The sequence below is a fragment of the Terriglobales bacterium genome (assembly GCA_035651995.1).
In the GTDB taxonomy this organism is placed as follows: Bacteria; Acidobacteriota; Terriglobia; order Terriglobales; family Acidobacteriaceae; genus DASRER01.
This window is the reverse complement of the sequence record DASRER010000008.1, coordinates 71368-91932: the sequence shown is the minus strand read 5'-3', so window position 1 is coordinate 91932 and position 20565 is coordinate 71368. Positions and strand designations below refer to the sequence as shown.

Here is a 20565-nt window from a genome sequence, read left to right as displayed (position 1 = left end):
CTCAGGACCGCGGAAAATTGCTGCCCAGCAGAGCAGCATCATTATCCGCCAGAATGCGAATGAGCTCCTGGTTAAAGTAGTCGCCGGCAGCCGCGGGAGTACTGCCGTAGCGCTTATCGTAGGTGGCGCGGCTTTTGTCGATGTCGTCCTTCAGCCGGTCGTATAGATCGCGACGCTGGCGGCCCTCGGCGACCTTGGCCTGGTTGTAGAGGCGAATCTCGTCCACCAGAAGCTTGGCGAAGCGCTTCGCTTTCTTGTGCACCTCTTCGTCGCCGGGCGCGATGGCGGCGGCGGCCGCGGGCTTCGCCGCCGGCGCAGGTGCTGGCGCTGGCTCAGGCGCGAGCTGCGGGGCGGCGGCGGTCAACTTTGCTGAAGATTCCTCCACGCGCTCAGCCGGTTTGACGGGCGGCTGGGGAACCGGCGGCGGCGTGGGAACCGGCTGCTCGACAGCCTTTTCGACCGGAGCAATTGCGGGTTCGGCGATTTTTTCCGGCGCCGGAGCACCCGGCCCGGCACGCCGCGAAGCGATCGCTTCCAGCCACAGGCCGGTCGTGCGCACCAGGATCTCCAGTGCGGAGGAATCGAGCGCACCGCCGGTTCCGGCGTCGGCATAGAGCAGGGCCGGTACTTTGTCGCGCACCAGCAGCGGCAGGACCACGCAATTGCCTCCGGCGGGATTGCCGGCGCGGCTGACCAGGTCAGACGAGAACTCAACGGCAGCCGCCGACGCCGGCATGCGGTCGCGAATGGCGCGTGCCGCCAGGCCGCTGTTGCCGTCCACGGCCAGCGCCTTGACTACGTTGTTGTCAGAAAAGCCGCGCGACTGCCAGCCGTTGGCCGCTCCGCCGCGCATCACGAACAGCGCCGCGCGTCCCGCGAATACGGCAGCGCCCTCCAGCAATGCGGAGAGAATGTCGGCCTGCGACGTGGCCGATTGTATGGAATTGGAGGCTGAATTGAGCTGCGCGCTGGTGTTTCCGCCACCGGCGGGGGCGGGCGCAGCCTCCGGTTCGGGCAGTGCCGCAGCCACCTGGCGTGCAATCTCGGCGCGCAACTCCGGCAAACGCGCTTCCAGCGCCTGCTGAACGGCGGATTCGATGATCTCCTGGAGCTGCTTCGACTCAGACATGACTGTGGCGCGGAGCGCGATTATAGGTGCCGTTCTCCTACTCTACAACGATTTTGGGCCGCGCGGCTGCCCCGTTCGTTGCCTCCGGGAACAAGCACCGTCCGCGCCGGTTTGAACTCCAGTTACCGAACTTACGTATTCATGCTGTGTCAACCCGTGCCCGACAGATCACGGGGCCGGGGCCAGCGTGTGAAGCCGCACCCATGCTGAGCAGAACAGCGTCAAAAATAAACGAAGGATTGGCCCCCGGCTGCCTGCCGGGACAAGTAAAATAGCTAGTTCCCAGCGGACGAGTTTTTGAATCGAGCGCAAATGGCCACAATCCAATCCAAGGTAAGCGAGACCGCCAGCGACGAAATGGCGCTGGTGCAGTCGGCGAAGGCCGGCAGCGTGGAGGCCTTCGAGGAGCTGGTCAGGCGCTACGATCGCAACGTCTTCCGGATTGCGCAGCACATTACGCAGAACCGCGAAGACGCGGAAGACGTGGTGCAGGACGCGTTCCTGAAGGCTTTTCAGAACCTGGAGCAGTTCCAGGGGAACTCGAAGTTTTATACCTGGCTGGTGAGGATCGCGGTGAACGAGGCGCTCATGCGCCTGCGCCGCCGCCGCACCGGTCAGATGGTCTCGATCGACGAAGACATTCAGACGGAAGAGGATTCGGTTCCGCGCGAGATCGCGGACTGGAGTCCGAATCCCGAACAGCTGTACGACCAGGGGGAGCTGAAGGAGATCCTGGGCAAGACGATCCAGGGACTGCCGGCAAGCTTCCGCACCGTGTTCGTCCTGCGCGACGTGGAAGGTCTTTCGACGGAAGAAACAGCCGACGCGCTCGGATTGAGCGTTCCGGCTGTAAAATCACGGTTGCTGCGCGCCCGGCTGCAATTGCGTGAGCGGTTGAACAAGTACTTCAAATCACGGCAAGGCGGAGACGGCAAGCGGTGAACTGCAAAGAATTCCTCAAGGAACTGTCCGACTATCTTGACGGCGCGATGGACGAGGGCCTGCGCTCGGAGCTGGAAGACCATCTGACCTGGTGCCACGACTGCTACGTGATCTGCAACACCACCAAGATGACCATCCAGATTTACCGTGATAATCGAATGTACGACCTCCCCGACGATCTGCGAGGCCGCTTGCACAACGCCATCGTGGCCAGGTGCCAGTCGAGCAAGAAGAAGACCATCCCCGATAAGTCCTGAAGTTCCCTCCCTTTTTCATTCTTTCTTGGCGGCGAATTCACCGCGCCGGACCTGCGCCTGCGCCGGCACGCCAATCTGCGCCACGAAGGCGCTCACCCGATGGCGCCTTTCTTCCCGGTCGAACCTTTTTCGGCTTCTCTGAATCTAAGTAGATGGAAGAGGCGGGACCCCACTCCCAGGGGCTATACCATGATGGCGAATCTGCTCGACATGTTTTTTGGTTGCTGGCACAAAAACTATGGCTTCCCGATCACGGTAAAGCCAGGACAGCGTCGCAACGGCGCCGCGTCCGCCACCGGGACGTACATCGTGTGCCTCGATTGCGGCCGCGAATTTCCCTACGATTGGAAGGCGATGAAGATCGTCTCCGGCGGCGGCGAGCGCGCTGGGCGCCTGGCCGGCGCCGTGGGGTCGTACGTGGGTGAGTAATCGGGCCGGTGCGCGGCGCCTGCCGTGGTCAGCGCGCGATCTCCGCAATTCCCGGCTCGCGGGCCAACTCCAGTCACCCGTCGCGTCTCTTACAGAGTGAACGCACTTTTGTTGGCGATGACCTGCTTCCCGCAGACGACATGGTTGCGCCGCCACGCCATGGTATTGATTTTCTCGGTAGCGTACGTGCTGCTGGCTTTGCTCGTGGTGGAACAGAACCGCACCATCCTGGTGCAGCAGCAGCTCATCCGGCAGCTATTCCACGACAGCCTCGAACTGAACGCCATGCGCTTGCGCGACGCGCGCGCGCACAGCCCATAAAAGATTTTGAGTGGCGACGCGCCTGACCGAGTCGTGGGGGCGAAGCCATGGTTCCGGCGAAGCCGGAACGAGGCGAGTCGCAGGCCTCCTGCGAATGCCGGCACAACCGGCGCCGCCCAAGGTCCCTCGGCCACGAATTCTGGCGCGGTGGCGCTGAGCAGCGCCCTCATGCTGACGGCTCGCGGCATTGAAACCAGGAAAAAACCGGCGGCCGTGAGGCCGCCGGTCCTCATTTCCCCACAACACGTCGTTTGCGGTTAGTCGCGGCGCTTCAGGGTTGGACGGTCATCGTCCTTATCGCCCGACTTCTTGTCCTCGGTCTGCGAGCTGCGGCGCAGCGTCGGCTTGTTCTCCTTGCCGTCGTCGATCTTGCGCCGGTTCTCGATGGCGGCCAGACGCGCCTTCACGTCGTCGAATTCCGAAGTGCTGACGATGTACTGGTCGCGCGGCGGAAGCACGGTGGCGATTTCCCTCTGCGAAGACTCGATGCGGTCGGGCGTCTGCGGATGCGAGGCGAACGCCTTGGCCAGCGTGCCCGGCTTCTTCTTTTCCTGGGCCTCCACCTTCTCGAAGAACGAGATGAAGGCCTGCGGGTCGTAGCCCGCTTTGTACATGTACTCCAGGCCAAGGTAGTCGGCCTCCGCCTCGAAGCCGCGCGAGAACTTCATGAACGTGGCGGGCAGCGCAATGCCGGCCGCCGAACGCACCGCGTACCCGATGCCGCCGCCCATGAAGATGAGCGGAATCGTGGCGATATTGGCGAATTGCCCGCGCGTCATCTGGCGGGTGGCGTGGCGCGCGCAAACGTGCGCGATCTCGTGCGCCATCACGCCGGCCAGTTCCGCTTCCTCGTCGGCCGCCAGGATCAGCCCGGAGTTGACGTAGAAGAACCCGCCGGGCAGCGCGAAGGCGTTGATGGAATTGTCATCCACCACCTTGATCGTGAACGGCACCTGCGCGTCGGAGTTGCGCACCAAGTTCTGGCCCACGCGGTTCACGTACTCGTTCACCACCGGATCGCTGATCAGTTTCACGCTGGCTTCCACTTGCTGGGCGTACTCCTTGCCCATGCGGATCTCGCTCTCCAGCGAATACCAGTTGCCGAACCCGCGGCCGCCCATCTTGCGATTGCCGATGGCATCAACGTCGTCCTTGCCGCCGCTGCCGCGCTTGCCCGCCTCGATGGAGTCCTTAGTGTCCTTGGCGTAGCGGTCATCGTCGCCAGACGCGTTCTGCAAATCTTTGGAATCTTTGGAATCCTTCGCGTCCTTGGAATTCGAAGCGCTCTTTGCATCCTTGGCGGAACCCTTGTCGTCCTTCGGCGGCTGCGTCGAATCCTGCAAGGAGCTTTGCGTGGCAGCGGGTGTGCTGCCCGCCTGCTGCGAGGACTGCTGGTTGTCCTGCGCGAGGCCAGAGGCAGGCAGCAGCCAGAGCGCCAGTACGAAAGTCATTACGGCGGCGCGGAACTTCATAAAAAAGTGCTCCTGGGTTGAGAGCGCACCCCGAACTGTGCGGCGATGGAACTGATTATACGCCCGTCCCGCGCCGTGCCGAGCGGCCCTCATTTGGTTGGACGCGAACACCAGCGGTGGCGTTTTCCGCTCGCAAGCGTCTTCCCTTCTGAGATTTAGAACGCCGCCATCGCGCAAACTTGCGGCAAGCACCGCGAATCTCCACGGTGTAGCGGCGGGCGCCCCCGCCCGCGAGCACCCGGCCACGGCCCTTCAGGAATTGTCATCCTGAGCGGAGCGCGAGGCGCGTAGTCGAAGGGTCCCTACCCGCACCCCGGCCCATCGGGGCGAACACAGCCTGCGTGGCGCCGACGCCCTCGTCCGCGTCCCTCGCTTAGACCTTTCCAGCGAGAAAAAGTTTCCTGCTCCCGCCCGCCGCGGGTAGCATGTGCCGGTCTGGTTGGCTATCGCCAAGGAGCAACACAATGGGACTGGATCGCAGAAGCTTTCTGATGAGCGCCGGCGCCGCCGCCGCCGCGCTGGGTTGCGCGACGAACGGATGGACGCAGCATGCCTGGGAACATCCGTCGTCATTCGAGCCCCTGGCGGCATCGCTGACTCAGCTCCCGCTCCCCTCGGCGGCGCTCTACCAGCGGGACGCCGAGGCTTACTGGCGCGAGCTTCGCCAGCAGTTCCTGATCCCGCCGGACGAGGTTTATCTGAACAACGGCACCGTGGGCTCCTCGCCGCGTCCGGTGCTGAAGGCCATTTTCGACGGCTACAACACCACCGAGCAGATGGCTGACGAAAATCCCGAGGACTACCCGATCTGGGGTTACGCGGCGTGGAACGAGTTCCGCGATCCGCTGGCAAAGTTTGTGGGCGCCGATCGCGACGAGATCGCGCTGCTGCGCAACGCCACCGAGGCCAACAGCTACATTGCCAACGGCCTCGACATGAAAGCCGGCGATGAAGTATTGACCAGCGACCAGGAACATCCCGGCGGCGAGCACCCGTGGAACCTGCGCGCCAGGCGCTACGGCATCGTGGTCAAGAAAATCGCGCTGCCCAAGCCGGTCAAGAGCGCGGCCGACGTGCTGAACCTGGTCAATGACGGCATCACGCCGCGCACGCGGATCATCTTCCTGAGCCACATCTCGACGACCACGGGCGTCGTGCTTCCGGCGAAAGAAATTGCCGCACTGGCGCGCTCCAAGGGCATCCTCTCGGCCTTCGACGGCGCGCACGCGCCCGGCATGATGCGGCTGAACCTGCACGAGCTCGGCTGCGACATGTACACCGCCAGCCCCCACAAGTGGCTCATGGCGCCCAAAGGTTCCGGCTTCCTCTACATGCGTCCCGAAGTGATGGACCGCGTGTGGAACACCATCGCCACCGAAGGCTGGAACGAACCGCAACTCAAGGCCGAGCGCTTCCAGCGCATCGGATCGTCGAACGTGCCGTCGCTGTGGGGGCTGCGCGCGGCCATCGATCTGTGCAACCAGATCGGACTCGACAAGATCGAAGCGCGCCACCGCCAGCAGGCCGACTGGCTGCACGCCGAGATGGTGAAGCGCGGCGCCGAGTCGTGGACCTCGCCCGATCCGGCCTTGCGGTGCGGCATCGCCACCGTGAACGTTCCGCCGATTAAGCGCATGGAGCTGGAGCGCTGGATGTGGCAGAAGCACAAGATCCGGATCCGCGGAGGCGAGCCGTCGAAGCTGCGGCTTTCCACGCCCTACTACCTGTTGCGCCCAGACCTGGAGCGCTTCCTCGCCGCCTTCGACGAGTACCGGAAGACTGCTCCCACCGCCTGAACGACGGCGCTGCTGGCTGCTGGCTTGTTGCTGGCGCAGTTTCCAACCCGCGGTTGACGCAGCAGGCAGCGATTTCTCGTGGGTGGCAGCCGCGGTGTGTTTTTGTGACTCTCTCTTCCCTCGCGGCGGTTCGCCGCCGCTCTGCTTTCCCTCGGCGATCCGGGCAACGAACCGCGCCCTGAACGATTCCTCATATACACGCCCTTGGGCAGAGGTCAGCGCCGATGGAACGAAACAATGGAGTGTTGACTTTACTCGGCGGCGCCGCGGTCGGCGCCGGACTCATGTACTTGCTTGATCCCGATCGCGGCAACCGCCGCCGCGCGCTGCTGCGCGACAAAGCTGTTCGCGCCGAACATGTAAGCGCCTGCGCCGTTGACAAGGCCGTTCGCGATCTGCGCAATCGCGCCCTGGGTGTGGTCGCCGCAACGGTGCGCGCCCTGCGCCGCGGGTCGGTTCCCGACGAGAAGCTGCTTCAGCGCGTGCGCTCCACCCTGGGGCGCTGCTCGTCGCACCCGCACGCCATCAAGGCCGAAGTGCGCCATGCCGTCGTCACCCTGAGCGGTCCGGTCCTGGCCGAAGAAGTGGACTGCGTGCTGAACGGCGCCTGGTCGGTGCGCGGCGTGAGGTCAGTCGAGAACGCGCTGGAGGTCCACGAGCAGCCCGGCGACGTGGCTTCGCTACAGGGCGGCGGCCGTCCTCGCAGCGGACAGCGGCTCGACATCTTCCAGGAGAAGTGGGCCCCCGGCACGCGACTGCTGGTGGGCGCCGGCGGCGCGCTGGCGCTTGCCGTCCCGCTCAGACGCCCCGCTGTTCCCGCGCGCCTCGCCGGCGCCGCCCTGCTGGCGCGCGCAATCACAAACTTTCCGCTGCGCCGCCTCGCCAGGGGCGAGCTGCCCGGCGTGGTCGTGCAGAAGTGCATCTCCATCCATGCTCCGCTGGAGCAGGTCTTCCAGCTCTGGGCCAACCCGGAAAATTTTCCGAAGTTCATGGCGCACCTCGTCGAGGTCAAGCGCCATCACGACAACCGCTATCGCTGGGTCGCCGAAGGGCCGGCCGGCATTCCCGTGGAGTGGGAGGCGGAGATCACCGAAGCGGCGCCCAATCGCCTGCTCGCCTGGCGCAGCCTTCCGGGTTCGGAGATCGAGACCAGCGGCAAGGTGTTGTTTGAACACCAGAACGGCATTACGCGCGCGCATATCCGCATGGAGTACGTGCCCCCCGCGGGGGTCGCCGGACACGCGCTCGCCGCGCTGTTCGGGCGCGATCCAAAGAGCGAAATGGATGAAGACCTGGCCCGCATGAAGTCGCTGCTGGAGCTGGGCAAGACACGAGCGCACGGAAGACGCGTGACGCCGCGGCAGATCGGCGTCGCGTGAAGCGATATTTCACGTAAGCAACCATGAGGAGGAATAGATGAAGGTCCGCGAAGCAATGACGGGAGACCCGGTTTGCGTGCTTGCCACCGACTCGGCGCAGAAGGTCGCGCGCCAACTGTGCGAGCACAACATCGGCTCGGCGCCGGTGGTCGCCGATCACGGTTCCAAAAAGCTCATCGGCATGGTCACCGATCGCGATCTGGCGTGCACCATCGTGGCCGCCGGGCTCGATCCGAAATCGACCACTATCGAGCGCGCCATGACGCGCGAAGTGGTGAGCTGCCGCGAGGGCGAGAACCTGGACAATTGCCAGCGCCTGATGCGCGAGCACCAGGTCCGCCGTATTCCCATCGTGGATGCCAGCGCATCAGTGATCGGCATTCTGTCGCTGGCAGATGTCGCCCAGAAGGAGCACCCGGAGAAGGTTTCCGCCACCGTGAAGGAGATTTCCAAACCCAGTCCGGAAAACGCGAACAAGGCTGCCTGAAGCTGCTCAGCGGTCGCGGCGGCCAAGCACCGGCGTGCGCGAATTGTCGGCGCCGCTGGGCGGAGGCGGAGCACTCTGGCCGGCGGCGCGCAGGATCTCGATGGTGCGGGCCCGCCACAGGCCCTGGCCATTCTCGTCGGCTTCCACGCGAACTTCAGCACCGTGCTTCAGCCCGCAAACGGCGTCGCGCTCACGGATGGCCGCGGGCACGCTCGCCGCATAGCTGACGCTGGCGCCGGCAACGCGTACCTTGCGCAGCGAACCCCTCCGCCCCAGGACAAAGATAGTGTGCGGGCCCGCATCGGCGAAACGTACAACTTCGCCCCGAAAAACGGCGGCTGTTCCCGCGCCGGCCAGCAGCGGCCAGCAGAAAAGCAACAGCAGCGCGAGTCCTGGTAGAAGACGGCGAACCACCCTCATGCCTGCCTTAGGATGCGTCCTTTTGCCTCAGAGTGCCCTCGCAGGGCCGGGGTTGGCCCTCCCACGGCGCGGGCGCGGCATCGTAACAGAACTGGTGCGTTCCCCACCGGGAGGAGGAGTATGCGGAAAGGAAAACTGACTGATGGTCTCTTGGCCCTGGCCCTGATGTTTGCCGTGGGAATCGGCCTGGGTTGCGGCAAACGGAATGGTCCGTCGGTGAAGGCAACGGTCGAGAATTCGATCCAGCAGGCCGGCGTTCAGGACATCAGCGTCGCCGAGGATCGGGACAAGAAGGTGATCACGCTGAAGGGCAACGTGCCTGACGAGGCGCAGAAGTCGCAGGCGGAGCAGGCCGCGACGGCGGCGGCCCCCGGCTGGGTCGTGGCCAATGAGATCGGCGTGCGCCCGGCAGGCGCTGAGGGCGACGCCAAGAGCATCTCGTCCAACATAGACGACGCCATCGAAAAGAATTACAAGGCCGCGCTGGTGGCGAACAATCTCGAGAATGCAGGCATCCACTTCGGCGCCAGGAACGGCGTCCTGACCCTGGACGGCAAGGTGGCCACGCCGCAGCAGCGCGAAGAGGCGCAGAAGCTGGCCGCCACCGTGCCCAACGTTGGACAGGTGGTGAACAAGCTGGAGGTGAAGAACCAGCCGGCGACCATGAGCCACAAATAACGGCCAAACTGCGGAACTGCCGAATTGCCGAATTGGGCGCACCCCCGGTTCGGCAATTCTGTTTGGATTGGGCAGTTGGCGCTTGGCACTTGGCCACGGCGCAGTTCCGGTTGAGTGGCCAGAGGTCGAAGGCCCTTCACACAAAGAAGCGAAGGGTGCACGAGGAGACGAAGGAAACGAGTTCGGCGCTTCAGCGATCAGAACGCTTCCTTGTTCACCACGTACGGCATCTTCTTCACGTCTCCGCCGTAGTTCCCTTCCAGGATGTCGCGCAGGCCCTGTACGGTGCGTCCCGCCATGCCCTTGTCCGGATCAGTGGAGAGGCGGGTGATCGTCGCGCCGCTGGCGAAGTGGTGGAACAGTCGCAGCCGGTCCCCGAGGCCCGGATCGCGCAGCTGTGAGTTGGCGGGTAGCGGCTCTCTCTCGAAGACGTCGAGCGCCGCGCCGGCGATCCAGCGTTCTCTCAGCGCCTTTGCCAACGCGTTCTCGTCCACCACCGGACCGCGCGACGTGTTCACCAAATACGCCGTGGGCTTCATCATGCGCAGCGTCTTTTCGTTGAACAGGTGATACGTGGGCGTGGGGCTCTCGCCTTCGCGCAGCAGCGGCACGTGCACGCTCACGAAGTCGGCGTCGCGCAGCGCCTCCTCGAAACCGCCGTACCTGATCCAGGTCTTCTCCCTCTGAATGCCGCGCGCGTGGCGCAGGTCCATGACCTCCTGGGTTTTCTTCACATAGTCGTGGTTCTGATACGCGGGGTCGTAGCACAGGATGTTCATGTCGAACCCGCTGCACTTTTTGATCAGCGCCAGGCCGATGCGCCCCGTGCCGATCACTGCGATCGTCTTACCCGTAACCTCATCGCCGAGAAACGGCAGGAACGGGTGCCACGAGCCCCATTGGTTCTCGCGCACCAGGTGCTCGCTGGACCACATCTTGCGCGCTAGGACGCCGAGCATGAAGAAAGCGAATTCGGCGGTGGCTTCGGTGAGCACGTCGGCCGTGTGCGTGAACGGAATCTTGTAGCGGTTGGCGTCGGCGCGGTTGATGTTGTCGAAGCCGACGGCGATCTGCGCCACCGCCTTGAGCGTGCCCTTGCCCGCTTCGAACACCTCGGCGTCGATCGCATCGCGCAGCGTGGTGATCAACCCGTCCACGCCGCTGCGCGCCTTTTCCACGATGAGCGATTTGGGCGGCGCGTCCGGGCCGGGATAGACCTCGAGGTCGTAGCCGTTCTGGCGCAGCAGGTTTTCGGCGGCGTCGCCGATATGGCAGGTGGCAAAGACGCGGAAGCGCGGCTTCTCGGGCATTGAGTCCCTCCGACCGGTGAAGACGAACCGAATAGATTACGCCGCCGATGGGCCTGCGGATACTTCGCCGTCGTCGACTTCTCCCAAGGCCACACTCGACGGCTTTTTCCCATTTCGGCGTTTCGCGACATTCTTTCCGACACTGTGCAGTCAATTGCACAGGGTGAAGTTACTCCCCCTCGCCCAGGCCTTTCACTTTCAGCTACTTAGGTTTGCTGCGATTGGAAGTCCAGATGCCTTGGATTAGCGTGGAGGCTCTACGTGTCCAAGCGCTGTCTCATTTTGGTGCTTCTGGCTCTTTCATCTACCGCGACGATGGCGGATACGATTTCCGGCTCGGCGGGCGCGGGCTGGCAATCCTGGACCAACACTAGCCTCAATCAGAACGGTATTCCGTACTGGGACGGCACCAGCTCCGATGGCGCGAAGAAAAACATCGGCTACTGCCTCACTGGCGCCGGCAGCTGCGGCATGTCAAACCCTCCTGGCAACCTGTCGTATTGGGGGTTCTCCAACGGCGCCGCCGACCCGAATATCACCTTCAATGGCACTGGCGGGTCCAACGTCGCCACCATGCAGATTGAGATCGCCGGCTATGCGAACCTGAATCAGTTCGGGTACATGGATTCCACCGGCATGCACGTTTTGTTTACCGGCAGCCAGGGCAGCGGCGCGACCACGACGTTCACCGCCATCGGCAGCTACGTCTTCTTCATCATCTCCGGCAATGGCCAGACCTACTTCACCAACTCGAGCCTCAACCCCAGTGGCGATCAGAACTTCCAGCACTTTGCCGTTTTCGGCGGAGGCACCCCTGGGGTCTTCTACCTCGGCATCGAGGACCTGCCGGGTGGCCAGGGCGACAAGGACTACAACGACATGGTGGTGAAGATCGCGCCCACCAAGGTCCCTGAACCCGGCAGTGTGGGAATGCTTGCGATGGGCCTGGCGGTATTGATGCGCCGTGCGCAGCGCAAAGCACGGGGATAGTGCCCGCCTCCACATCCGGCTTGGTCAGTGCTTCCTTGTGACCTTTCCGGTCCCTTCGGATCTGCATCCATCCGCGTGAAGCTGAGTTCCAAAGGCCAGGTTCTCCGAGCCCGACGCGGGCCCGGCCTTGATGAAGATGTTCCCACCGTCGCGAAAATGGATGAGGTGTTCACCTTCGCCGGCCGCGAGCACATTGCCGTGACCCGCCGCGGCCTGGGCGTGGGCAATGCCTTGTAGCAAAAGTTGGCTGACGGCCACGCCGCCCAAACCGAACAGAACGAGCGACGTTTGTTCTCAGTTGCGTTCATGACCAATCGCCTCCGAGTCGGCGGGAACCTAGGTCTACTTCATCCGCTTCAACTCGGACTCTGAGCAGCGATATCCCCACGGCGGGGTGTATTTGGTCGCGACAGCCTTTTCGAAATATTCCTTCGCCTTGTCATTGCGGCCGTTCAGCAGGTGCCAGAGGCCGATGCTGTAGGCGACGCTGGTGACGGAGAGATTGCCCTCGGAATTCATCTCGGGCAGCAGCTCTTCTTCTTTCTTGTCGCCCTTCATCAGCAGAATGCGGTCCTGGTACCAGACCGGATGGCCGATGAGCTTGGGATCGGGTTGGAATCTGGCGAGGAGGGCCGCGGCGTCCTGCTTGCGCCCGGCGCGGAACAGGCTGGGATAGAGCCAGGCGATGCACTCGGTGGTTTCATCGGACTGCTTGCCCAGGTCGAGGCACTTCTGGAAGGCGTTCGCGGCGGCGGCGAAGTCGCCCTTGATGTAGTTGCCCACGCCGAGATGGTAGTAAACGCCGCGGTCGTTGGGCGCGATCTTTTCGGCTTTGCGCAGATCGGCGAGGCCGGCGGCGACGTTGCCCAGGTTGAGGTAGTAGTGTCCGCGATCGCGGAGAGCGTCGGCGTAGGCGGGACGCAGGCGCAGCGCCTCGCTGCACTCCGGAATGGCCTGGTTGTGTTTCCCGAGTGCTGCCAGCGCATGACACTTGCCGAGGTGGTATTCGGGATTGACGGGCGCCAGCGACAAAGCGCGATCGAACGATTCGAGAGCTTTATCGGGCTGGTTGGCCTTGAGTGCGTCGTTGCCCTTGGTAAACGCCTGCTGGGCCTCGTCGGCCGCGGCCTTTGAGCCGGGGGCCAGGGTTGCCGAAGATTGCGGCGCAAAGGAGAAGCCTGCGAGGAGCGCGATGGTGAGCAGGAACATGCGGAGAAATGTAGCCGAGTTGGCGGAACATTTCCATGCCGCGGCGGGTTGCGTGTCGCACAGGAACTGCCCCCACTCAAACCGAAGGAGGGCTTGAATGCGCCACCCGTCCGCTCGTCCTGGAGAGCGGTAGTGCGGGTAGGGATGCTTCGACTGCGCCTTCGCGTACGCTCAGGCTCCGCTCAGCATGACGGCATCCTTTCTGGTCATTTCGGAGCATCGGAGCGGCAGAGCGCAGACGAGGGCGTCCGCGGCACGGGTTCTTGCTCGCCCTGGAAGCCGTGCTGGCGTGCCGACGGGCGGGGGCGCCCGTCGCTACAACGTGCAAAGCTACCAACCATGGTGACCCAATTGGATGGTGGTCAGCTGCGCACGTTCTTCTTCGCCCACTGCTCCACGCGGTCGAGGGCTGTGTTGATGTTCTCCAGCGAATTGGCCACGCTGAAGCGCAGGTAGCCTTCGCCGAAGGCGCCGAACGCCGTGCCGGCCAGCGCGGCGACGCCCGCGTCTTCCAGGAGCGCGTCGGCAATTTTCTTTGAAGTCCAGCCGGTCGCCTTGATGTTGGGGAAACAGTAGAACGCGCCCTTGGGCACGCGGCACGAGAAGCCGGGGATGCGGTTCACGCGCTCCACGAACAGGTCGCGGCGGCGCTGGAACTCGGCGCGCATGTTCTCCACCGAGTCCTGCGGACCGCGCAGCGCCTCGATGCCCGCGACCTGGGTGAAGGCCGCGGTGCAGGAGTTGCAGTTGGTCATCAGGCGCGCGACGAGCGAGGCGAAGTCGGGACGCATCACGCCCCAGCCCAGCCGCCAGCCGGTCATCGCCCAGGTCTTGGAGAAACCGTCGAGCAGCACGGTGCGCTCTTTGAAGCCGGGCACGGAGATGGGCGAGAAGTGCTCGCCCTCGTAGATCAGGCGGCTGTAAATCTCGTCGCTGAGCACGGCGATGTTGCGGTCGCCGATGGCCGCCACCAGGTCTTCCACGTCCTGCCGCGTGAGGACGCCGCCGGTGGGATTGTGCGGCGTGTTGAGCACGATGAGCTTGGTGCGGTCGGTGATCTGGTCGGCGACCTCGTTGATGTCCAGCCGGAAATCGCGGTCCTCGCGCAGGTGGACCGGCACCGGCCGCGCGCCCAGGAACTGCACCATGGATTCGTAGATCGGGAAACCGGGATTGGGATAGATGACTTCATCCCCTTCTTCAACAAGCGCCAGGAAGGGAAAGAAAATCATCGGCTTGCCCCCCGGCACGATGACGACTTCCTCCATCTTCACCGGCACGCCGCGCGTTTGGCCGATGTAGTCGGCCACCGCCTGGCGCAGTTCGGGCAGGCCGGCCGAGGGCGTGTAGTGCGTCCAGCCGCCTTCCAGCGCATTGACGCCGGCGCGAACCACGTTCTCGGGGGTATCGAAGTCGGGCTCGCCGATTTCCAGGTGGACGATGTCGCGCCCCTTGGCCTCAAGCGAGCGGGCGCGCGCCAGGACTTCAAATGCTGTTTCCGTGCCCAGGTTGGCCATACGCCGCGCCACCGGCAACGGATGAGTGGCGCGGGTTTCTGTAGACAACTCGGTAGTCCGACTCATCGAGCAACATTATAACTCCGGCCAGCGGTTACACTGCTCGGTGATGCCGCCGGCCGCAACGGAGAAAAAATCAGCGGATGCGCGCGAGAATCCGCTGGCGCGAATCTTCGACGGCTTGCTGGCGCTCTCGGCGGCTCTCGCCCTGTGGTTCGAGCTGACGTACCTGTTTCAGCGCATCGGACTGCCGTATCAGCTCGATTACGAGGAAGGAAACATCCTGAACGCGGCCCTGCGGCTCACGCACGGCGTCACGCCGTATCCCGATCCGCACGCCTTTCCCAACGCGCTGAATCCTTACGGACCGGTTCCGTATGTGCTGGTAGCCGCCGCCGTGAAATTGGGCGGACTGCGCTTTCTGCTGCCGCGGATGATGGTGTTCGCTTCGCTGGTCGCGGTGGCGGGAGTGATCGCGCGATTCGTGTATCGCCAATCGCGCTCGCGGCTGACGGCGTTCGCTTTCGGCGCCGTCTTCATGTGCGTGCCGCTGGTCGAGGACTGGTCGCCGGTCCTCCGCGTGGACTTGCTCGGGCTGGCGTTCAGCGTGATCGGCCTGGCGGTGTTCGCCGAACACGTCGGCGGCGGCGAAAAAGACCGGCCACTGCTGGCCGCGCCCTGGTTCACACTGGCCATCTTCACCAAGTACACATTCGTGGCCGCGCCGGCCGCGTGCCTGCTGTTGCTCATCGTTCGACGCCGGTGGCGGCTCGCGGCGCGCTTCGTCGGGATCGGTATGGCGATCGGCGCCGTCGGCTTCGGACTCATGCAATTGGCGACGCACGGACGCTTCGCCTTCCACATGTTCGGCACACACGCCGATCCGTTCTCGTTTGCGATGTACCAGCGAAAGATGGCCGACCTGCTCGTGGCGCACTGGCTGCTGCTGGCGCTGGCGGCGTTCGGCATCGCGTCGCAGTGGGCGCGGCGCGAAGTCACCGCGGCGCAGCTATGGCTGCTCATGGCGGCGGTCACATCGCTCACGGCGGGCAAGGCCGGATCGAACGGCAATCACTTCCTGGAATTTCTGGCGGCGCTCGCGCTGTGCGCCGGACTGGGATACGCCGAGTTGCGGCGCCGCATCACGCGTCCCGCGCCGGCGCTGCTGGCCAGCGGCGTGGCCGCGCTGCTGCTGTGCCTGTTCGTGCTGAGCGCGGGGCCAATCGTGGATCCGGCAGGCAGGACCGGCGGATGCGGCGAGGCCTACGAATATGTACACGGGCATCGCGGCCAGAACGTGCTCTCAGAGAACGTCGGCGCGGTGGTGCTGGCGGGCAAGCCGGTGTTCATCTCGAATCCGTTCGTCTATCAGTTCCTGGTGGCGAACGCGGGCTGGAGCGATGGGCCGATCGTGGATGCCGTGCGACAGCACAAGTTCGAACTGGTCATGCTCTCGGCGCCGATTGATCGCGCGCCGGCGCCGGCCAGCATTGGCGAACGCTGGAGTGCGGCGGTTGTCGAGGCACTGCGGCAGGAGTATCACCCGGTGCGCAGGTTCGGGTGCGAAGACGCGCAAGTGGCGTTGGAGCCGAACTGAGTTGCCAGTTGCCAGTTGTCCGTTGTCAGAGAAACCGGCTCACACAAAGGGCACGAAGGACGCGCCAAGGCCTTCGGGAAGGCGCAACGACCCGTTGACGGATTGCCTTGGCCAAGGGCCAATCGCTAGTGGCCGGGAGCGGTCTAGTTTTCCGAGATTGCCTGCTCGTTCTCCTGCGAACGCAGGACGCGGCTCACGCTGTAGGGCGCGCGGCGCGAGGGCTCGTGGTAATGGCGCACCTGCATCTCGCCGAGCAGTCCCAGCGCGCACAGGTTGACGCCGCCCAGAATCAGCACCGAAGCGAAGATCACCAGCGGCCCGTGCTGCTCCATGACGTGGACGTGGTAGAGCAGCTTCCACAACACCAGCCACATCGCCAGTCCAAGCCCACCCATGACGCCCACCAGCCCCGCTGTGCCGAAGAAGTGCAGCGGGCGCGAGAGGTAGCGCAGCAGAAAGCGAATGGTGATGAGGTCGAAGAAGACGCGCAGCGTCCGCCCGATGCCGTAATGCGACGTTCCCCGCTCGCGGTTCACGTTCTGGATGGGAATCTCGCAGATGGCCGCGCCGTGCCACGAGGCCAGCGCCGGGATGAAGCGGTGCAGCTCGCCGTAGAGCGGGACCTGGTGGAGCAGTTCGCGGCGATACGCCTTGAACGTTGTGCCGAAGTCGTGGATGGCAACGCCGCTCAGGCGCGCCATGAGCCAGTTGGCGACGGCGGAGGGCACGCGGCGCATCCAGAAGTTATCGATGCGGCGGCGGCGCCATCCGCTCACGATGTCGTAGCCTTCGTTGATCTTCTCGACGAAGCGCGGTATGTCGTTGGGATCGTGCTGCAGGTCGCCATCCATGGCGATCACGTAGTCGCCCCGCGCGTGATCGAAGCCGGCGGCCAGCGCCGACGTCTGCCCGAAGTTGCGGCCCAGCTTCACCACCACCACGCGGCTATCCACGGCCGCGATTTCCTTCAGCAGGTAGAAGGTGCGGTCCTTGGAGCCATCGTCGACGAAGACCAGTTCGAACGTCTCGCCGACCGACTCCATGACCACCTTCAGGCGGTCGTAGAGCTCGGTGACGTTCTCTTCCTCGTTGTGAAACGGGACGACGATGGAGTACTTCAGCACTCTGCGATTATACGACGGAAGCTCTCGACTTGTGCTTCCTTCCGTGGCGCGTGGAGCGGCAAGACCGTGCACGCGCGGCACAATTCTCGGCACATCGGCGCAGCCCAGAATCAGGTTTCGCGCAGCAGCTTGCGAATCCCGCCCAACCGGCTCTGGATGTGCGACATAATCGCGTTGGTAGCAAAAATTCCGGAGGAGAAATCATGGCGACCGACAATCGCAGCACCACTCAGGGAGGCAACAATCCGGCGGACACGGGCGGCGGCGACGTTCGCTTCCGCTGCTCCGACGCCGGCCAGGATTGTCCGTGGGAGGTTCGCGGACGCACTGAAGCCGAGATCATGCCGAAGATCGAGCAGCACGGCCGCGAAAAGCACAACATCGCCCAGTTCGACAGCGAAACCCGCGACCGCGTGCGAGGCGCCATTCGCCGCGCCGCGTAGTTGAGTGTGCCCTCCCCCTGTAAGCCGAACGCCGCCGCCGAGGCCCGGCGGCGGCATTTTTTCTTGGCCGTCAGCAGTCGGCATTCAGCCCCTGAGCTTCCGCGCGCCCGGCAACGAGCTGCTGCCCGGCCCGGTCGTTCAGGGGCTGAATGCTGAATGCTGACGGCTACTTGAAGCACTTGGCGATCGCCGCGGCCATGCTGGAGAGCTTGGTCAGGTCGGCCGGGGTGAAGTCGGGCCCGGATGCGGGTGCGTTGGCGCCTTTGCGGGAGACCTGGATGACGCCCACAACGCCGGCGGCGCCCAGCACCGGCGCGGACATCAGTTTCTGGATCATGTGCACGCTGTGATCGTGCTTGTCGCCGAAAGCGTTGGTGCCTTTGCCCTCCAGCTCGACGGACTCGAAGATGGTGGTGTGCTTGGTCTGGGCGAAGTTGTTGATGATCTCGCCACGCTTGCTGTTGACCGTTCGCACCGCCACGCTGCTGGTGGTGTTCAGCGGAATGCTGCCCACGTTGTGCAGCTTGACCGGATAAACAAACACCAGGTTCTGCCGCTCGACCCGCAGGATGCCGACTTCGTGTGTCTGCACGCCGAAAGCGCGCGCGATTTCGGCGCCGATTTTTTCGGCGTTCTTGACGGTGAGCCCGTCGGCTTCGCAGTCCTTAACCAGCTGCGGAAAAGGCACTGCTGGCGTCGCCATGGATCGGGCCTCCTTGGGAGATGTGCGAGTCGGAATTATACGGTCTAAAGTTCTTAATCCCGAAGCGAAGCGAGGGATCCCTATCCCCCGGCGTGCGGTGCCAGGTATATGGATCCCTCACTTCGTTCGGGACTGAATAAGAAAACCACTACTTGTTGATGTCCTGCTTCTGCTCCAGCCGTTTCACCAGCGCTTCCAGTTGCACACGGAAGCCTTGGGGCGCCAGCGGCACCGAGGCTTTCATTTCTTTCACCGCGGTGTCGTAATCGCCTTTGGTGACCGCGAAGCGCGCGGCTTCGTTGTGCGCCGCCCAGCTGTTGGGAAAGCGCTTCATGACCACGCGAAAGACCTCGAAGGCTTCGTCCTGCTTGCCGCGGATCTGCAGAAGCCGGCCATAGGTGTGCAGTTGCGCCGCGTTCCCCATTTCCATGGCGCGCGCGAGCGCCGGCTTGGCTTCGGCCTGGCGGTTGAGGGCGTCGAGCACCTGCGACTTCAGCAGCATGTTATCGAAGCGCTCTTCCACGCCGATGGAAGTGTCGGCGTATTTCAGCGCGGTGTTCAGGTCAAGCTTGTGGTCGTACAGATACTGCGAAGCCTCGGCCCAGCTCTCCCACACGTACTGCGCTCCGCCGCGAAGCTGCTCTTTCAGGCTGGCGGGGACGAGCTGATCCACGTCCACCGCAACCTTGAAGGGCACGGCGAGTTTTTCCCAGCGCAGAGTAACCACAGCGGAGTTAGGCACTGCATCAACGGTGTAGGCGAGCGCCTCCTGCATCTCGGAGGGCTGCGGCTTTACGGTGACGCGCAACGCGTCTTCGTCTTTGTTGTAGCTGAAGCTGCCCCAGGCGCCGGCCTGCCTGGAGAAGATCACCGTCCAGTCATTTTGCGTGGGAAGCATGTGCAGGCCGTAGCTGCCCTTCGCCAGCGGCTGGCCTTCGATGCTGACCGGATCGGAGAACGTAATCACGGTGTTTTCGTTGGCGCCGGCGCGCCAGACCGCGTCGTACGGGACGAGTCCGCCCCAGACCTTGCGTCCATTCACCAGCGGGCGGCTGTACGAGACGCTGATGTTGGTCAGGCCCACGCGCTGCATGACCTCGGCGTGCTGGCTTTGACGGGGAAGATCGAGAATGCTCTGCGCCGCCGCGCCGGTGACCAGCAGGGCTGCAACGGAGATGATGCTGAGAAGTCGCGTCTTCATGGCGTACCTCGGGGAACGGGATTTGGGGTTCTAGGGCTGACAGTCGGACGTGCGGCTGCCAGAAACGTTAACGCGGTGTTCGGAAGCGGACGCAGCGTGGGACGAAGTGCTTCACCGCGGAGACGCAGAAACGCATTCGTTGCAGATGCATGTTCCGGTGCGTTTCGGAGGCGCCGAGATCAATGCTTGCGCCGCGTTCTGCGTCTTGCCGCAAAAAGAGCAGCGCTTCACGTCGTCGTTCAGCGAACCTGCTCCGCAGGAAACGATACGCCTGATGTTCAGCGAAGCACAGCCTTCCTTGACTTGCCCGCGCGTGAAAACCATAATGAAAGGTTCGGCAGTCACTCGGCGAAAGTCATAGGAGCGCGCCTCTTGGCAGCAGCACGTTCGACGGTTCCGGCAGTTCGCGCCGGAGTTGAGCCCCTGCGCGCAGGCCAGGGGCATTCGTTTTGCTGGCGGCGATTGCACTCCCTGAGCGGCATTGTGCCGGTTGGGGCCTTCCTGCTGGAGCACATCCTCATATCCAACGCCACGGCCATCAACGGGCCCGAGGCCTACGCCAACCAGGTGAGGTTCCTGGCGTCGCTGCCCATGGTGGTGGCGCTGGAGGCGCTCGGCATCTGGCTGCCGCTGGCGTTTCACGGCGGATACGGCATTTACATCTGGTGGCGCGGCGACTCCAACGTTGCCGAGTACCCCTGGCAGGGCAACTGGATGTATACGCTCCAGCGCTGGACCGGGTTGATCGCCTTCGCCTATATCGGCTGGCACGTGTGGCATTTACGGTTCGACGGCATTGACCTGCACGCGCATCCCGGCGCGAGTTTCGGCAAAGTGCAGAACGAATTGTTCATCCCCTGGCAGTTCGTGTTTTACGTGGTTGGCCTGCTCTCGGCGAGCTGGCACTTCGCTTACGGTGTGTGGCTGTTTTGCGCGAAGTGGGGTATCACGGTGGGTGAGCGCGCGCGGCGGCGCTTCCTGGTTGTCTGCCTGGCGTTGTTCTTCGTGGTTTCCGGAGTGGGCCTGATGTCCATTACCACTTTCCGGAAAACCCCTCGCCAGCCGATGGATGAGAGCGCCGACATACTGTTGCGCACCAGGCCGGCACCAACGAATGCACCGATCACCCAGCCTCAAACCCAGCCCGCGGAGAAGAAATAG

General features: G+C 63.9%; 22 protein-coding genes. 13 read left to right on the top strand and 9 right to left on the bottom strand.

Features of this window, described 5'->3' with window-relative positions; genetic code table 11:
* Position 1 precedes the first annotated feature (1 nt).
* Complete coding sequence (locus VFA60_04365) at positions 2 to 1129, bottom strand: GAF domain-containing protein (GenBank protein ID HZQ91005.1); 1128 nt, start codon at positions 1127 to 1129, stop codon at positions 2 to 4.
* A gap of 312 nt (positions 1130 to 1441) precedes the next feature.
* Between VFA60_04365 and VFA60_04360 the strand changes: the two genes are divergently transcribed.
* The 4 genes from VFA60_04360 (at position 1442) to VFA60_04345 (ending at position 3078) form a co-directional block, all read left to right on the top strand.
* The gene (locus VFA60_04360) at positions 1442 to 2071 is read left to right on the top strand and encodes a sigma-70 family RNA polymerase sigma factor (GenBank protein ID HZQ91004.1); all 630 of its coding nucleotides are present in this window, start codon (positions 1442 to 1444) and stop codon (positions 2069 to 2071) included.
* Positions 2068 to 2328 carry a zf-HC2 domain-containing protein gene (locus tag VFA60_04355; GenBank protein HZQ91003.1) on the top strand — a complete coding sequence of 87 codons (261 nt, stop codon included), beginning with the start codon at positions 2068 to 2070 and terminating at the stop codon, positions 2326 to 2328. Before VFA60_04360 ends, VFA60_04355 begins: the two co-directional genes overlap by 4 nt.
* 189 nt (positions 2329 to 2517) lie before the next feature.
* Positions 2518 to 2757, top strand: a complete 240-nt coding sequence (locus VFA60_04350; GenBank protein HZQ91002.1) for a hypothetical protein — start codon at positions 2518 to 2520, stop codon at positions 2755 to 2757.
* Between the two features lie 117 nt (positions 2758 to 2874).
* Positions 2875 to 3078, top strand: a complete 204-nt coding sequence (locus VFA60_04345) for a hypothetical protein (protein HZQ91001.1) — start codon at positions 2875 to 2877, stop codon at positions 3076 to 3078.
* Between the two features lie 257 nt (positions 3079 to 3335).
* Here the strand turns inward: VFA60_04345 and VFA60_04340 are convergent, their stop codons facing one another.
* Positions 3336 to 4550, bottom strand: coding sequence for a M48 family metalloprotease (locus tag VFA60_04340; GenBank protein ID HZQ91000.1), 1215 nt, complete (start codon positions 4548 to 4550; stop codon positions 3336 to 3338).
* Positions 4551 to 5041: 491 nt separating this feature from the next.
* Between VFA60_04340 and VFA60_04335 the strand changes: the two genes are divergently transcribed.
* The 3 genes from VFA60_04335 (at position 5042) to VFA60_04325 (ending at position 8212) form a co-directional block, all read left to right on the top strand.
* On the top strand, positions 5042 to 6346 hold the full coding sequence (locus VFA60_04335) for an aminotransferase class V-fold PLP-dependent enzyme (GenBank protein HZQ90999.1): 1305 nt from the start codon (positions 5042 to 5044) through the stop codon (positions 6344 to 6346).
* Between the two features lie 245 nt (positions 6347 to 6591).
* The gene (locus VFA60_04330) at positions 6592 to 7725 is read left to right on the top strand and encodes an SRPBCC family protein (GenBank protein ID HZQ90998.1); all 1134 of its coding nucleotides are present in this window, start codon (positions 6592 to 6594) and stop codon (positions 7723 to 7725) included.
* A 37-nt stretch (positions 7726 to 7762) separates the two neighbouring features.
* A complete protein-coding gene (locus tag VFA60_04325) occupies positions 7763 to 8212 on the top strand; it encodes a CBS domain-containing protein (GenBank protein ID HZQ90997.1) in 450 nt (149 codons plus the stop codon).
* Positions 8213 to 8218: 6 nt separating this feature from the next.
* Here VFA60_04325 and VFA60_04320 read toward each other — a convergent pair whose 3' ends face one another.
* Positions 8219 to 8632 (bottom strand): hypothetical protein, encoded by a 414-nt coding sequence (locus VFA60_04320; GenBank protein HZQ90996.1) that lies wholly within the window; start codon positions 8630 to 8632, stop codon positions 8219 to 8221.
* A 150-nt stretch (positions 8633 to 8782) separates the two neighbouring features.
* On the opposite strand from VFA60_04320, the gene VFA60_04315 reads away from it, so the two are divergent.
* Positions 8783 to 9310 (top strand): BON domain-containing protein, encoded by a 528-nt coding sequence (locus VFA60_04315; GenBank protein HZQ90995.1) that lies wholly within the window; start codon positions 8783 to 8785, stop codon positions 9308 to 9310.
* Between the two features lie 197 nt (positions 9311 to 9507).
* Here the strand turns inward: VFA60_04315 and VFA60_04310 are convergent, their stop codons facing one another.
* The gene (locus VFA60_04310; protein ID HZQ90994.1) at positions 9508 to 10620 is read right to left on the bottom strand and encodes an NAD(P)-dependent oxidoreductase; all 1113 of its coding nucleotides are present in this window, start codon (positions 10618 to 10620) and stop codon (positions 9508 to 9510) included.
* A 315-nt stretch (positions 10621 to 10935) separates the two neighbouring features.
* Between VFA60_04310 and VFA60_04305 the strand changes: the two genes are divergently transcribed.
* Both VFA60_04305 and VFA60_04300 read left to right on the top strand, forming a co-directional pair.
* Positions 10936 to 11610 (top strand): DUF4114 domain-containing protein, encoded by a 675-nt coding sequence (locus VFA60_04305; protein ID HZQ90993.1) that lies wholly within the window; start codon positions 10936 to 10938, stop codon positions 11608 to 11610.
* A gap of 75 nt (positions 11611 to 11685) precedes the next feature.
* On the top strand, positions 11686 to 11847 hold the full coding sequence (locus VFA60_04300; protein ID HZQ90992.1) for a hypothetical protein: 162 nt from the start codon (positions 11686 to 11688) through the stop codon (positions 11845 to 11847).
* A gap of 105 nt (positions 11848 to 11952) precedes the next feature.
* Here VFA60_04300 and VFA60_04295 read toward each other — a convergent pair whose 3' ends face one another.
* Together VFA60_04295 and VFA60_04290 are read right to left on the bottom strand one after the other, a co-directional pair.
* Positions 11953 to 12819 carry a tetratricopeptide repeat protein gene (locus VFA60_04295; GenBank protein ID HZQ90991.1) on the bottom strand — a complete coding sequence of 289 codons (867 nt, stop codon included), beginning with the start codon at positions 12817 to 12819 and terminating at the stop codon, positions 11953 to 11955.
* Positions 12820 to 13181: 362 nt separating this feature from the next.
* Entirely contained in the window at positions 13182 to 14402 is a 1221-nt protein-coding gene (locus VFA60_04290; protein HZQ90990.1) for a pyridoxal phosphate-dependent aminotransferase, read from the bottom strand.
* A 43-nt stretch (positions 14403 to 14445) separates the two neighbouring features.
* Here VFA60_04290 and VFA60_04285 point away from each other — a divergent pair, with 43 nt between their 5' ends.
* Positions 14446 to 15933, top strand: a complete 1488-nt coding sequence (locus VFA60_04285) for a hypothetical protein (GenBank protein ID HZQ90989.1) — start codon at positions 14446 to 14448, stop codon at positions 15931 to 15933.
* A 143-nt stretch (positions 15934 to 16076) separates the two neighbouring features.
* Here VFA60_04285 and VFA60_04280 read toward each other — a convergent pair whose 3' ends face one another.
* Positions 16077 to 17057 (bottom strand): glycosyltransferase family 2 protein, encoded by a 981-nt coding sequence (locus VFA60_04280; GenBank protein HZQ90988.1) that lies wholly within the window; start codon positions 17055 to 17057, stop codon positions 16077 to 16079.
* A 203-nt stretch (positions 17058 to 17260) separates the two neighbouring features.
* Between VFA60_04280 and VFA60_04275 the strand changes: the two genes are divergently transcribed.
* Complete coding sequence (locus VFA60_04275; protein ID HZQ90987.1) at positions 17261 to 17500, top strand: DUF1059 domain-containing protein; 240 nt, start codon at positions 17261 to 17263, stop codon at positions 17498 to 17500.
* Between the two features lie 166 nt (positions 17501 to 17666).
* Here the strand turns inward: VFA60_04275 and VFA60_04270 are convergent, their stop codons facing one another.
* Together VFA60_04270 and VFA60_04265 are read right to left on the bottom strand one after the other, a co-directional pair.
* Positions 17667 to 18203 carry a hypothetical protein gene (locus VFA60_04270; GenBank protein HZQ90986.1) on the bottom strand — a complete coding sequence of 179 codons (537 nt, stop codon included), beginning with the start codon at positions 18201 to 18203 and terminating at the stop codon, positions 17667 to 17669.
* Between the two features lie 148 nt (positions 18204 to 18351).
* Positions 18352 to 19404 carry a DUF2911 domain-containing protein gene (locus tag VFA60_04265; protein HZQ90985.1) on the bottom strand — a complete coding sequence of 351 codons (1053 nt, stop codon included), beginning with the start codon at positions 19402 to 19404 and terminating at the stop codon, positions 18352 to 18354.
* A 483-nt stretch (positions 19405 to 19887) separates the two neighbouring features.
* Between VFA60_04265 and VFA60_04260 the strand changes: the two genes are divergently transcribed.
* Entirely contained in the window at positions 19888 to 20565 is a 678-nt protein-coding gene (locus VFA60_04260) for a succinate dehydrogenase (protein ID HZQ90984.1), read from the top strand.

Excerpts from the sequence above, each read along its gene's own strand:
- VFA60_04270 (HZQ90986.1), bottom strand. The coding sequence starts at position 18,203 with ATGGCGACGCCAGCAGTGCCTTTTCCGCAGCTGGTTAAGGACTGCGAA.
- VFA60_04275 (HZQ90987.1), top strand. The coding sequence starts at position 17,261 with ATGGCGACCGACAATCGCAGCACCACTCAGGGAGGCAACAATCCGGCG.
- VFA60_04285 (HZQ90989.1), top strand. The coding sequence starts at position 14,446 with ATGCCGCCGGCCGCAACGGAGAAAAAATCAGCGGATGCGCGCGAGAAT.
- VFA60_04360 (HZQ91004.1), top strand. The coding sequence starts at position 1,442 with ATGGCCACAATCCAATCCAAGGTAAGCGAGACCGCCAGCGACGAAATG.
- VFA60_04265 (HZQ90985.1), bottom strand. The coding sequence starts at position 19,404 with ATGAAGACGCGACTTCTCAGCATCATCTCCGTTGCAGCCCTGCTGGTC.
- VFA60_04325 (HZQ90997.1), top strand. The coding sequence starts at position 7,763 with ATGAAGGTCCGCGAAGCAATGACGGGAGACCCGGTTTGCGTGCTTGCC.
- VFA60_04305 (HZQ90993.1), top strand. The coding sequence starts at position 10,936 with ATGGCGGATACGATTTCCGGCTCGGCGGGCGCGGGCTGGCAATCCTGG.
- VFA60_04345 (HZQ91001.1), top strand. The coding sequence starts at position 2,875 with ATGACCTGCTTCCCGCAGACGACATGGTTGCGCCGCCACGCCATGGTA.
- VFA60_04350 (HZQ91002.1), top strand. The coding sequence starts at position 2,518 with ATGATGGCGAATCTGCTCGACATGTTTTTTGGTTGCTGGCACAAAAAC.
- VFA60_04340 (HZQ91000.1), bottom strand. The coding sequence starts at position 4,550 with ATGAAGTTCCGCGCCGCCGTAATGACTTTCGTACTGGCGCTCTGGCTG.
- VFA60_04320 (HZQ90996.1), bottom strand. The coding sequence starts at position 8,632 with ATGAGGGTGGTTCGCCGTCTTCTACCAGGACTCGCGCTGCTGTTGCTT.
- VFA60_04310 (HZQ90994.1), bottom strand. The coding sequence starts at position 10,620 with ATGCCCGAGAAGCCGCGCTTCCGCGTCTTTGCCACCTGCCATATCGGC.
- VFA60_04295 (HZQ90991.1), bottom strand. The coding sequence starts at position 12,819 with ATGTTCCTGCTCACCATCGCGCTCCTCGCAGGCTTCTCCTTTGCGCCG.
- VFA60_04365 (HZQ91005.1), bottom strand. The coding sequence starts at position 1,129 with ATGTCTGAGTCGAAGCAGCTCCAGGAGATCATCGAATCCGCCGTTCAG.
- VFA60_04335 (HZQ90999.1), top strand. The coding sequence starts at position 5,042 with ATGAGCGCCGGCGCCGCCGCCGCCGCGCTGGGTTGCGCGACGAACGGA.
- VFA60_04290 (HZQ90990.1), bottom strand. The coding sequence starts at position 14,402 with ATGAGTCGGACTACCGAGTTGTCTACAGAAACCCGCGCCACTCATCCG.